The organism is Pseudomonas sp. P7759, assembly GCF_013386445.1.
Taxonomy (GTDB): domain Bacteria; phylum Pseudomonadota; class Gammaproteobacteria; order Pseudomonadales; family Pseudomonadaceae; genus Aquipseudomonas; species Aquipseudomonas azotoformans_A.
Genome location: NZ_JACART010000026.1, coordinates 54,878 through 67,736 on the forward strand (window position 1 = coordinate 54,878; position 12,859 = coordinate 67,736).

The following is a 12,859-nucleotide window of genomic DNA, read 5'->3' on the forward strand; positions in this document are numbered from 1 at the left end:
AGCCTGTAATAAAGATTGGGGGCGGGCGAACTAAACGCACGCCCCGCTAGCAAATCAAGGAGGCAGTCTAGCGGCTGTGCACACTTGATATGGAAATGGTATCAGCCTTCTGATGAAGCATTACCGCCAGGGGTCACGTCCGCAACACGCTTTTCCAGCTGTTTGAGACGTCGAGCCATGTCGTCGAGCTGCCTCAACCGTGCCGCACTCTTGCGCCATTCAGCCGCAGGCTGCATGGCGGTACCGGAAGAATAGGCCCCTGGCTCGGTGATCGAGTGAGTGACCATGGTCATGCCGGTGATGAAGACGTTGTCGCAAATATCGATGTGCCCCACCAGCCCTACGCCACCGGCGAGCATACAATGCTTGCCGATCTTGGTGCTGCCGGAGATACCCACGCAGGCCGCCATGGCGGTGTGATCGCCAATCTGCACGTTATGGGCGATCTGGATCTGGTTGTCGAGCTTCACGCCGTTGCCAATCACGGTATCGGCCAGGGCCCCGCGATCGACAGCCGTGTTCACGCCGATTTCCACGTCGTCGCCGATCAATACACCGCCGACCTGGGCGATCTTGTTCCAGATGCCCTTGGCGTTGGCAAAGCCGAAGCCTTCACCGCCAATCACGGCACCCGACTGGATGACTACACGCTCACCGATACGCACGTCGTGGTACAGGGTCACGCGCGGCGCCAGCCAACCGCCAGCGCCGATCTCGCAGCGCGCGCCGATAAAGCAGTGGGCACCGACTGTGACATCGGATGCGATGCGTGCCCCACTCTCGATCACCGCAAAGGCACCGATGCTGGCCGCAGGATCAACCTGGGCATCATCAGCAATGACCGCAGACGGATGAATCCCGGCGGCGGCCTTGGGCTTCGGATCGAACAGATGCGACACCCGCGCATAAGCGAGGTACGGGTCAGGCACCACCAGCGCATCCCCGGTAAACCCTTCGGCGTCAGCGGCTTTCAGCAACACGGCTGCAGCTTGGCTGTCGACCAGGTATTTACGGTATTGGGGGTTTGCGAGGAAGCTCAACTGAGCTGGGCCAGCCTCCTGCAAGGTGGCTAGCCCAGTGATTTCTTTCTCCGGGGAACCACGCAAGGTGGCCCCCAGGAACTCGGCCAACTCGCCGAGCTTGATAGTCGCGGTCATGGCTTACTTCAGCTGGTTCATGCGCTCGATCACCTGACGGGTGATGTCGTATTGAGGCTTGACGTCGATCACAGCGCCACGCTCGAACACTAGGTCAAAGGCACCTTTCTTGATGACTTCTTCCACAGCGCTGTCGAGTTTCGGCTTCAGTTGTTTCAGCATTTCACGGTCAGCAACGGCCTTGGCTTCGTTCAGTTCTTTGGACTGGAACTGGTAGTCACGAGCCTTTTGCTTGAATTCAAGCTCCAGACGCTCGCGCTCGCCTTGCTGCATTTTGTCGCCACCGGCAACCAGACGATCCTGAATACCTTTGGCGCTGCTTTCAAGGGTCTTGAGCTTGGTCAGTTGTGGGCCGAATTTTTTCTCGGCATCCACGGCATAACGCTTGGCCGCATCGGATTCCAGCAGGGCCATCTGATAGTTCAGGACGGCGATTTTCATTTCGGCGAAGGCCGGGGTCGCTACCAGCACGGTTGCCAGTAGAACCAATTGAGTCAACTTACGCACGATGCACTCCTACAGAATCCGTTGTCGTTATCTTGGGTCAGACGCTTAGAACGTCTGGCCGAGGGAGAATTGGAAAATCTGGGTCTCAGCGTTATCCGGTTTCTTGATCGGCATGGCCAGAGCAAAGCTCAATGGGCCCAGCGCGGTCACCCAGGTCACACCTACACCCACGGAGCTTGCCAGGTTGCTCAGGCTCACATCGTTGCACTGGGTGTTGGACTTCACGCCGCTCGGGTTACGGATCTGCTCGCACTTGGAGTCGAACACGTTACCCACGTCCCAGAAGACCGAAGTCCGCAGGGAACGCTGATCTTTGACGAACGGCAGCGGGAACAGGATCTCTGCACCACCCTGGATCAACACGTTACCACCGAACGGCAGCGGATCGTCGTCGGAGTCCACTACAGTGCCCTGGTTACCGGTTACGCCAACACCACGGCTTGGCGTACCGCGTGGGCCCAAGGTGCTGTCTTTGAAACCACGTACGGAGTTGAAGCCACCCGCGTAGTAGTTCTCGTAGAACGGTAGACCATTGGTGGAGCCATAACCATCGCCGTAGCCCAGCTCAGTGTGCAGGCGCATGGTGTAGTTGTCGCTCAACGGCGTGAACAACTGGCCACGGTAGTCGAGCTTGAAGAACGACAGGTCGCTGCCAGGCGTGGTGGTTTCCAGGGTCAGGCTCTGGGAGTGACCACGGGTTGCCAGTACACCTTTGTTCAGCGTCGACTCGGACCAGCCGGCAGACGCCTTGAAGTTCAGGAACTTGTCACCTTCACGACGGGTGAAGTCGAAGATCTCGTCCACGGTGTACACACCGGTCTTGATCTCATCCTGTTGCGCGGTCAAACCGAACGTCAGACGCGAAGTCTCGCTGATCGGGTAACCGATGTTCACACCGGCGCCGAGGCTGTCGATCGCATAGCTTGCAACGTCAACGTCGAGGTCTTTGTAGTCGGTGGTGCGGTAGAAGGCGTTGTAGCCCAGGCTCACACCGTCAGCAGTCCAGTAGGGGTCGGTATAACCGAAGTTGTATCGGCTCTGGTATTCGCTTCGGGTCAGGCCGATGGACACACGGTTACCGGTACCCAGGAAGTTGTTCTGGGTGATCGAACCACCGAGGATCAGGCCGGCACTCTGTGCGAAGCCGACGCTGGCGGTGATCGAGCCGGAAGCTTGTTCTTCCACGGCGTAGTTCACATCAACCTGGTCATCCACGCCCGGTACGGCCGGGGTTTCGACGTTGACTTCCTTGAAGAAGCCCAGGCGCTCAAGACGGGTCTTGGACTGGTCGATCAGGTAAGTCGACGCCCAGCCACCTTCCATCTGACGCATTTCACGACGCAGCACTTCGTCCGCAGACTTGGTGTTGCCACGGAAGTTGATACGGTTCACGTAGGCACGCTTGCCTGGATCGACCACAAAGGTGATGTCCACGGTGTGGTCATCATCATGGGGCGTCGGCACGCCGTTGACGTTGGCGAAGGTGTAGCCTTCGTTACCCAGGCGACGGGTGATCAGCTCGGAAGTGGTGGTCATCAGCTTGCGCGAGAACACTTGGTCCTTCTGCACCAGCAACAGCGCCTTGACCTGGTCTTCAGGCACTTTCAGGTCGCCGCTCAGCTTCACGTCACGAACCTTGTACTTCTCGCCTTCGTTGACGTTGACGGTGATGTAGACGTGCTTCTTGTCCGGGGTGATGGACACCTGGGTCGAAGCGATATCCATGTTGATATAGCCACGGTCCAGGTAGTAGGAACGCAGGCGTTCCAGGTCACCGGACAGCTTTTCGCGGGCGTACTTGTCATCGTTCTTGAAGAACGACAACCAGTTGGTGGTCTTGAGTTCGAACAGGTCGATCAGGTCATCATCAGCGAACTTGGTGTTACCCACCACGTTGATGTGCTGGATCGCCGCCACGGTGCCTTCGTTGATATTGACCTTGAGGCCAACACGGTTACGAGGCTGTGGCACCACTTCCGTTTCCACGGTTGCGGAGTAGCGACCCTGGGCAACGTACTGGCGTTGCAGCTCGTTACGCACACCTTCGAGTGTGGCGCGCTGGAAGATCTCGCCTTCGGCCAGGCCGGATTGCTTGAGACCTTTCATCAAGTCCTCAGTAGAGATCGCCTTGTTGCCTTCGATCTCGATACTGGCGACGGATGGTCGCTCGACCACGGTGATGACCAGGACGTTGCCTTCGCGACCCAGTTGGATGTCTTGAAAGAAACCGGTTTTGAACAGCGCACGAGTGGATTCCACCAGGCGACGGTCATCAGCCTGTTCACCGACGTTCAACGGTAATGCACCAAAGACGCTACCCGCGGAAACCCGCTGGAGGCCGTTGACGCGAATATCGGAGATGGTGAAGGACTCGGCGTGAACTTCGGCGATCATCAATACGGTGAGAACCGCAGTTAGCAGCAGACGTTTCATGAAGTCCTTTCTTATTCCAACTGGCAATAAACAAACTGCCGCAAAATGCGGCAGATTCGCAATTCAGCGAAGCGTTACAGTCGACCCAGATCGTTGACCAAGGCTAATAACATCACCCCGACCACCAAACTGATACCGATCTGTATCCCCCAACCCTGCACCCGATCCGACAAGGGGCGACCACGCACCCACTCGACCAGATAAAACAACAGATGCCCCCCATCCAATACAGGAATGGGCAGCAAATTCAGAACACCCAGGCTAATACTCAGATAAGCCAGGAAATTCAGGAAATCCGCGACACCCGACTGGGCAGAAGCGCCCGCCACTTTAGCAATGGTTATCGGTCCACTCAAGTTTTTTACCGAGAGCTCGCCGAACAACATTTTCTTGAGGGATTCGAGGGTCAGCACACTCATGGTCCAAGTGCGTTTTGCACCTTCGCCAATCGCTGCCAACGGCCCGTAACTCACCTCGCGCACCATCGATGGCGGCCAGTCGACAGCCTTGACCCCAGCACCCAGGTAACCCCCGGCAGCCTTGGCTTCCCCACGGACCGACAAGGTCACCGGGACGTCGATTTGAGCACCGTCGCGCTCAACTTTCAGCACAATTTTAGTATCAGGACGTACACGAACCAGATCGACCACCTGCTGCCAGTCGCCGAGCGCCTGGCCGTCGAGGGCCAACAGGCGATCACCGGTTTTCAGGCCGGCAGCCTGAGCCGGACCTTTCGGGTCCAGCTCAGCAAGGACCGGCGGCAAGGCCGGACGCCATGGGCGAATGCCCAGGGACTTGATCGGATCAGGCTCATCGGCGCCCTTTAGCCAATGGTCGAGGGTCAGCTCACGCGGGGTTTCGCTGGTGGAATCCTGCTCGCGCACCACCACATTGACGATGCCGCTTTCACCGAGGCGACGCACCAACTGCAAATTCACCGCGCCCCAGCCCGTGGTGGGCTCGCCATCAATAGATACAATTTCCTGCCCGGCAACCAACCCTGCCTTGGCAGCAATACTGTCCGACTCGACCGCGCCAATGACCGGACGCACTTGCTGGCTGCCCAGCATGGCCAACACCCAGAAGAACACCATCGCCAACAGGAAGTTGGCGATCGGGCCGGCGGCGACAATGGCGATACGCTGACGAACGGTCTTGCGATTGAAAGACTGATCCAACTGATCTGCCGGCACTTCGCCTTCGCGCTCATCGAGCATCTTGACGTAGCCACCCAGCGGAATGGCTGCAATCACGAACTCGGTGCCACGACGGTCGTGCCAGCGCACCAGCGGCATGCCGAAACCGACGGAAAAGCGCAGTACCTTGACGCCGCAACGACGCGCCACCCAGAAGTGGCCGAATTCGTGGAAGGTAACCAGCACACCCAGAGCAACCAGGGTGCCGACAATCATGTAAAGCGCACTCATCTAATTTCTCCGCATTCCAATCCAGTGCCTGAAGACTCAAACCTGCCTGCAGACTAACGCGCGTTGCGGCTCAACCATTGTTCTGCCAGGGCCCGAGCCTTGGTATCAGCCTCGAAGACGGCCCCAAGCTCATTCACCGCGACGACAGGCTCAAGCGCCAGGACGTCCTCGATGATACTCGCGATCTGCGGAAAGCGGATGCGCCGTTCGAGAAACGCTGCCACAGCCACTTCGTTGGCCGCGTTCAGCATCGCCGGTGCGCTGTTACCCGCTTCAGCCGCCTGCCGCGCCAGACGTAGGCAAGGGAAGCGTTGTTCGTCCGGCGCCTCGAAATCCAGGCGGGCCACGGCAAACAGGTCCAAGGGCGCTACGCCCGAATCAATCCGCTCCGGCCAGGCCAGGGCGTTGGCAATCGGCGTGCGCATATCAGGGTTGCCCAACTGCGCCAGGACCGAACCGTCTACGTAGTCGACCAGGGAATGAATCACACTTTGTGGGTGAATCACCACCTCGACCTGATCCGGACGCGCATCGAACAACCAGCACGCCTCGATCAGCTCCAGGCCTTTGTTCATCATGCTCGCTGAATCCACGGAGATCTTGCGCCCCATGGACCAGTTCGGATGAGCGCACGCCTGGTCGGGCGATACGTGCTCCAACTCTGCCAGTGGGGTTTGTCGGAACGGACCACCAGAGGCGGTCAGCAAGATCCGGCGCACGCCCACCTGACTCAAGCCACGGGCATAGTCACCGGGCATGCACTGGAAAATTGCATTGTGTTCGCTATCGAGGGGCAGCAGCACAGCACCACTTTTGCGCACTGCCTGCATAAAGAGCGCACCGGACATCACCAGCGCTTCTTTATTGGCCAGCAGGATCTTCTTGCCAGCATCCACGGCAGCCAAGGTTGGGCGCAGGCCCGCTGCGCCGACAATAGCGGCAACCACGGTATCTACTTCAGCATCGGCCGAGACCTGGCACAACCCCTCCTCGCCTACCAGTACTTGAGTGGCAAGTCCGGCAGCCCGCAGATCATCCTGCAGGCCCCGACCCGCTGCGGCCTCAGGCACCACAGCGAAGCGCGGCGTGTGACGCACACACAACGCCAGGAGTTCACTCAGGCGGGTAAACCCGGTCAGGGCAAAGACTTGATAGCGATCAGGATGACGAGCAATAACATCGAGGGTGCTCAACCCCACCGAGCCGGTCGCACCGAGCACGGTAACTTGCTGCAGGCGGCTCACGAAGCGGTCATCCACAGCAATACGGCGAAGATCGGGATGGCAGCAGTGAGGCTGTCGATACGGTCCAGCACGCCGCCGTGACCCGGCAGCAGGTTACTGCTGTCCTTGATCCCGGCCTGACGCTTGAACATGCTTTCGGTGAGATCGCCCACGACCGAGATGAACACGACGATGGCAGTGGCCAGCAGCGCCAGGAAAATCTCTTTCACCGACCAGCCACGCACAACACCGACGACCAGCGCGATCACCAGCGTCAACGCCAGGCCGCCATACACGCCCTCCCAGCTCTTGCCTGGACTGACCGCCGGCGCCAGCTTGCGCTTGCCGAAGGCCCGGCCTGAGAAGTAGGCGCCGATATCAGCGCCCCAGACCAGCACCATGACCGCCAGGATCAACCAGTTACCCATTGGGTAACGCTTGATCTCCACCAACCCTTGCCAGGCTGGCAACAGAATCAACAAGCCAATCACCAACTTGCAGGCCACACTTGACCACTTGCCGCTGGTGCGTGGAAAGGTCAGCACCAGGAATGTCGCCAGCGCCCACCACAGCACGGCCGCCCCCAACACCCAAGGCGCAAGGTCCGGCAGGATGTACAAGAGGAACGCCAAGGCAGCTACGACAGCGGCATACACGACACGCGGTAATTGCGCGCTGAAACCCGCCAGGCGCGCCCATTCCCAGGCACCGAGGGTGACGACCAGGCCGATAAACAGCGCAAAGGCGGAACCGTCGAGCAGGAAAAACCCACACAAGGCAATCGGCAACAGGATCAGTGCTGTGATGATTCGTTGTTTAAGCATTTAAACCCGGGCTCCAGCTTCGATCTGCTCGCTCGTTTTACCGAAGCGACGCTGACGGGAAGCGAAATCGGCCAGCGCATTGCGCATGGCATCGTGTTTGAAGTCCGGCCAGAACAGGTCGGAGAAGTACAGCTCGGTGTACGCCAGCTGCCACAGCAGGAAATTGCTGATGCGGTGCTCGCCACCGGTACGAATGCACAAGTCAGGCAACGGCAGATCGCCGGTCACCAGGCAGGTTTGCAACAGTTCGGGGGTGATGTCGTCGGGCCGCAGATGACCGGCCTGCACTTCGCGCGCCAGTCGTTGTGCTGCCTGGGCGATATCCCACTGGCCACCGTAGTTGGCTGCGATCTGCAGCACAAATCGATTGGCCCCGGCCGTGATGGCCTCGGCTTCGCGCATGGCGGCTTGCAGTTCAGGGTGAAAGCGCGAGCGATCGCCGATGATGCGCAGGCTGATGTTGTTGTCGTTAAGCCGTTTGGCTTCACGACGCAAAGCCTTGAAGAACAGGTCCATCAAGGCGCTGACTTCTTCGGCGGGCCGTTGCCAGTTTTCACTGGAGAAGGCGAACAAGGTCAGCACCTCGACCTTGGCCTCGGCGCATACCTCAATCACAGCCCTTACCGCATCGACACCCGCTTTATGCCCGGCAACACCCGGCATAAAGCGTTTCTTCGCCCAGCGATTATTCCCATCCATGATGATCGCGACATGGCGCGGCACCACAGAGGGTACAGTCTGCTTGGTCTTTTCCATGAAGGCGTCCTGACCCCTTATACGGCCATCAGGTCCTTTTCTTTCTCTTCCGTGGCCTTGGTGATCTGGGCCTCGGCATCTTTGGTCAGCTTGTCGATATCAGCGGTGGCACGACGCTCTTCGTCTTCGCTGATTTCCTTGTCCTTGACCAGTTTCTTCAGGTCACCCAGGGCATCGCGACGAATGTTGCGCACGGCAACACGGGCGTCTTCGGCAGCACTGCGCGCCTGCTTGGTGAAGCCCTTGCGGGTTTCTTCGGTCAGGGCCGGCATGGAGATCAGCAGCAGCTCACCCAGGTTGGTCGGGTTGAGGTTCAAACCGGCGCTCTGGATGGCCTTGTCGACAGCACCCAGCATGTTGCGCTCGAACGCGACGACCTGCAGGGTGCGCGAGTCTTTAACGGTAATGTTGGCAACGCTGCTGATCGGGGTATCGGAACCGTAGTAAGGCACCATCACGCTGCCCAGGATGCTTGGGTGCGCCTTGCCGGTACGGATCTGGCCGAATGCATGGCTCAGGGATTCCAGGGATTTTTGCATACGCGCCTGGGCGTCTTTCTTGATTTCGTTGATCATTGTTGGCCTTCCTCGATCAGAGTCCCTTCTGCGCCGCCGTGTACGATATTCAGCAGGGCGCCGGGCTTGTTCATGTTAAATACGCGCAGCGGCATCTTGTGGTCGCGGCACAGGCAAATAGCCGTCAGGTCCATCACGCCCAGCTTGCGATCCAGCACTTCATCGTAGGTCAGATGATCGAACTTCTCGGCATGCGGGTCTTTGAATGGATCGGCAGTGTACACGCCATCCACCTTGGTCGCCTTCAACACCACGTCAGCGTCGATTTCGATGGCGCGCAGGCAGGCTGCGGAGTCGGTGGTGAAGAACGGGTTGCCCGTACCAGCAGCGAAGATCACCACTTCCTTGGAGTTCAGGTGGCGCATGGCTTTGCGGCGGTCATAGTGATCGGTCACACCAACCATGGAAATAGCCGACATCACGATAGCCGAGATGTTGGCACGCTCCAGGGCATCACGCATGGCCAGGGCGTTCATCACAGTGGCCAGCATGCCCATGTGGTCGCCAGTGACCCGATCCATGCCGGCGGCGCTCAGTGCCGCACCGCGGAACAGGTTGCCGCCGCCAATCACCAGGCCGACCTGCACGCCGATACCGACCAGTTGGCCGACTTCCAGCGCCATGCGGTCGAGCACCTTGGGATCGATCCCGAACTCTTCCGAGCCCATCAGGGCCTCGCCGCTAAGCTTGAGTAGAATGCGTTTATAGCGAGCCTGATAACCACTGCCCTGCTGAGCCATTGCGAATCTCTCCTGCGGCGTATTTTTAAAAATTCTTGGCGAGCCGTTTACGGCTTGCGTTCACTCTAGCTGGACGCTGCTACAGCGCCATCGGAACACGGCTTTGTAAGCCAGTTCCGAAGGGAAGCCAATTAAAATCGGCCTTCCCATTTGAAAAGAGGCTGCGCGCGTGAGCGGGCAGCCTCTTTCGGGCGACAGTTGAAAACTGTCTTATTGCTTGGCGGCAGCCAGCTGGGCAGCAACTTCTTCAGCGAAGTTGTCGACCGGCTTCTCGATGCCTTCGCCTACTTTGTAGTAAGTGAAGGAAACGATTTCAGCACCGGCTTTCTTGGCCAGTTCGCCAACCTTGATTTCAGGGTTCTTGACGAACGCCTGCTCAACCAGGCTCGCTTCAGCCAGGAACTTGCTGATACGGCCTTTGATCATGTTTTCAACGATGTTTTCTGGCTTGCCGGCGATCTTGTCGGCGTTCAGGCTCAGGAACACAGCTTTTTCACGCTCGATCGCTTCGTCAGAAACTTCCGAAGGCAGCAGGAATTCTGGGTTGCTTGCAGCAACGTGCATAGCGATGTCTTTGGCCAGCTCAACGTCGCCGCCTTTCAGAACAACGGCTACACCGATCTTGTTGCCGTGCAGGTAACCACCCACCACATCACCTTCAACGCGAGTCAGGCGACGGATGTTGACGTTTTCGCCAACCTTGCCGACCAGTACCAGGCGATCAGCTTCTTGAGCTTCGATCAGAGGCTCAACGGTAGTCAGCTTGTCGTCGAATGCTTTCTTGACGCTGGCAGCAACGAACGCCTTGAAGTCGTCTTGCAGGGCCAGGAAGTCGGTCTGCGAGTTCACTTCCAGCAGAACGGCGGCTTTACCGTCTTCAACCAGAGCGATAGCGCCTTCAGCAGCGACGTTGCCGGCTTTCTTGGCAGCCTTGATGGCGCCCGAGGCACGCATGTCGTCGATGGCTTTTTCGATGTCGCCGCCGGCCTTGGTCAAGGCCTTTTTGCAATCCATCATGCCTTCGCCGGTACGCTCACGCAGTTCTTTAACCAACGCTGCAGTAATCTCTGCCATTTCAAAATCCTCTTGGATAGGTTTTCAACCATTCCACCCGATCAAACGGGCGATCAATTCTTCCCGAATCTCCGTTGTAGGCCACTGCACGTTACAAATGATGTAGCTGCGTTACCGACAAACGGTTTTCGAGGTGGCAAAAAGGGGGCCAAGCCCCCTTTTTGCTTACTGAGTCAACGCCAGGGCGCTAATTACTCAGCGGCAGCTACCGGAGCTTCTTCAACGAACTGCTCGGTACCACCAGCAACGTGGTTGCGACCACGGATTACAGCGTCAGCCATCGAACCCATGTACAGCTGGATAGCGCGGATTGCGTCATCGTTGCCTGGGATGATGTAGTCAACGCCTTCCGGGCTGCTGTTGGTATCGACTACGCCGATAACAGGGATGCCCAGCTTGTTGGCTTCGGTGATCGCGATGCGCTCGTGATCAACGTCGATAACGAACAGTGCGTCAGGCAGACCGCCCATGTCCTTGATACCACCCAGGGAACGATCGAGCTTTTCCAGGTCACGGGAGCGCATCAGCGCTTCTTTCTTGGTCAGCTTGGCGAAAGTACCGTCTTCGGCTTGCACTTCAAGGTCACGCAGACGCTTGATGGAAGCACGGATGGTTTTGAAGTTGGTCAGCATGCCGCCCAACCAGCGGTGATCGACGTACGGCGAACCGCAACGTGCTGCTTCTTCAGCAACGATCTTGCCAGCGGAACGCTTGGTGCCGACGAACAGAATCTTGTTTTTGCCCTGGGCCAGGCGCTCTACGAAAGTCAGAGCTTCGTTGAACATTGGCAGGGTTTTTTCAAGGTTGATGATGTGGATCTTGTTACGCGCGCCGAAAATGTATTTACCCATTTTCGGGTTCCAGTAACGGGTCTGGTGACCGAAGTGCACACCGGCCTTCAGCATATCGCGCATGTTGACTTGGGACATGATAGTTCCTTAATAAGTCGGGTTTGGCCTCCACGTATCCCAATGACCAACCAGCGGCATCAAGGCCTCCGGCACCCAGGTCATCGTGTCGACACGTGTGTGGATTTAAGCTTTGCGAGGTATCCCCGGAAAGCGGCGCATTTTATACCACAGCATCGGCAAAAACGGAATACGCAATCACATTTGCCGCTGCGCGCTTTCGTGTAACCCCTTGAATAGAGCCAACATAGCCCAACCTTATAGAGAGAAGCGATCATCAGAGGCTCATGATTTGAGGCCATCGTCTGTTAGAATCGCGTTTTCTGTGGCTTGTGCGAACTCTGCAACCTTTTGTCGCACGCCCGTAAACCGTATTGATTTCAGCGCGTCGCGCTAGAGAGAGCCTGTATGACCGTTAGCTTGAAAACCGCCGAAGACATCGCTGGCATGCGCATCGCCGGCAAACTGGCTGCCGACGTGCTGGAAATGATCGCCGAACACGTCAAGCCCGGCGTCACCACCGAAACCCTGAACCAGATCTGCCACGACTATATAGTCAACGTGCAGGGCGCCATCCCTGCGCCGCTGAACTACAAAGGCTTCCCCAAGTCGATCTGCACCTCGGTCAACCACGTCGTCTGCCACGGGATTCCAGGCGACAAGCCATTGAAGGACGGCGACACCCTGAACATTGACGTCACCGTGATCAAGGACCGCTACTTCGGCGACACCAGCCGCATGTTCCATGTCGGCAATGTGCCGGTCTGGGCCGAGCGCCTGTCCCAGGTCACCCAGGAATGCATGTACAAGGCCATCGAAATCGTCAAGCCTGGCTGCCGCCTGGGCGACATCGGTGAAGTGATCCAGAAGCACGCGGAAAAGAACGGCTTCTCGGTGGTGCGCGAATTCTGCGGCCACGGTATCGGCACCGTGTTCCACGAAGAGCCGCAGATCCTGCACTACGGCCGCGCTGGCACCGGCATGGAGCTCAAGGCGGGCATGACCTTCACCATCGAGCCGATGATCAACCAGGGCAAGGCCGACACCAAGGTGCTGGGCGACGGCTGGACCGCTATCACCAAGGACCGCAAGCTCTCGGCCCAGTGGGAACATACCCTGCTGGTCACCGAGACCGGCTACGAGATCTTCACCCTGCGCGCTGACGACACCATTCCACGCGTTTCGGCGTGATGATTGCTTCGGTTTTCCCGCAACCCTGTAACTGACTTATAGAT

General features: G+C 58.2%; 12 protein-coding genes. 1 reads left to right on the top strand and 11 read right to left on the bottom strand.

Annotation, left to right across the window (positions count from 1 at the left end):
- Positions 1 to 101: 101 nt before the first annotated feature.
- From lpxD to rpsB, 11 genes are all read right to left on the bottom strand, one after another.
- Entirely contained in the window at positions 102 to 1,157 is a 1,056-nt protein-coding gene (gene lpxD / locus HX823_RS19785; protein WP_038849188.1) for a UDP-3-O-(3-hydroxymyristoyl)glucosamine N-acyltransferase, read from the bottom strand.
- Between the two features lie 3 nt (positions 1,158 to 1,160).
- Positions 1,161 to 1,664, bottom strand: coding sequence for an OmpH family outer membrane protein (locus HX823_RS19790; RefSeq protein WP_033902788.1), 504 nt, complete (start codon positions 1,662 to 1,664; stop codon positions 1,161 to 1,163).
- Positions 1,665 to 1,709: 45 nt separating this feature from the next.
- Entirely contained in the window at positions 1,710 to 4,097 is a 2,388-nt protein-coding gene (gene bamA, locus HX823_RS19795) for an outer membrane protein assembly factor BamA (protein WP_038849191.1), read from the bottom strand.
- 74 nt (positions 4,098 to 4,171) lie between these two features.
- A complete protein-coding gene (gene rseP / locus HX823_RS19800) occupies positions 4,172 to 5,524 on the bottom strand; it encodes a sigma E protease regulator RseP (protein WP_038849194.1) in 1,353 nt (450 codons plus the stop codon).
- Between the two features lie 53 nt (positions 5,525 to 5,577).
- Entirely contained in the window at positions 5,578 to 6,768 is a 1,191-nt protein-coding gene (gene ispC, locus HX823_RS19805; protein WP_177076220.1) for a 1-deoxy-D-xylulose-5-phosphate reductoisomerase, read from the bottom strand.
- Positions 6,765 to 7,571, bottom strand: a complete 807-nt coding sequence (locus tag HX823_RS19810; RefSeq protein ID WP_133074436.1) for a phosphatidate cytidylyltransferase — start codon at positions 7,569 to 7,571, stop codon at positions 6,765 to 6,767. The genes ispC and HX823_RS19810 overlap by 4 nt, the downstream gene beginning before the upstream one ends.
- Positions 7,572 to 8,327, bottom strand: a complete 756-nt coding sequence (gene uppS, locus HX823_RS19815; RefSeq protein ID WP_016974405.1) for a polyprenyl diphosphate synthase — start codon at positions 8,325 to 8,327, stop codon at positions 7,572 to 7,574.
- Positions 8,328 to 8,344: 17 nt separating this feature from the next.
- A complete protein-coding gene (gene frr / locus HX823_RS19820; protein ID WP_012722596.1) occupies positions 8,345 to 8,902 on the bottom strand; it encodes a ribosome recycling factor in 558 nt (185 codons plus the stop codon).
- Positions 8,899 to 9,642 (bottom strand): UMP kinase, encoded by a 744-nt coding sequence (gene pyrH, locus HX823_RS19825; protein ID WP_003189161.1) that lies wholly within the window; start codon positions 9,640 to 9,642, stop codon positions 8,899 to 8,901. The genes frr and pyrH overlap by 4 nt, the downstream gene beginning before the upstream one ends.
- A 210-nt stretch (positions 9,643 to 9,852) precedes the next feature.
- Positions 9,853 to 10,716, bottom strand: coding sequence for a translation elongation factor Ts (gene tsf, locus HX823_RS19830; protein ID WP_038849203.1), 864 nt, complete (start codon positions 10,714 to 10,716; stop codon positions 9,853 to 9,855).
- 191 nt (positions 10,717 to 10,907) lie between these two features.
- The gene (gene rpsB, locus HX823_RS19835) at positions 10,908 to 11,645 is read right to left on the bottom strand and encodes a 30S ribosomal protein S2 (RefSeq protein ID WP_003189158.1); all 738 of its coding nucleotides are present in this window, start codon (positions 11,643 to 11,645) and stop codon (positions 10,908 to 10,910) included.
- Positions 11,646 to 12,032: 387 nt separating this feature from the next.
- On the opposite strand from rpsB, the gene map reads away from it, so the two are divergent.
- Positions 12,033 to 12,815, top strand: a complete 783-nt coding sequence (map, locus tag HX823_RS19840) for a type I methionyl aminopeptidase (RefSeq protein WP_016975842.1) — start codon at positions 12,033 to 12,035, stop codon at positions 12,813 to 12,815.
- Positions 12,816 to 12,859: the final 44 nt, after the last annotated feature.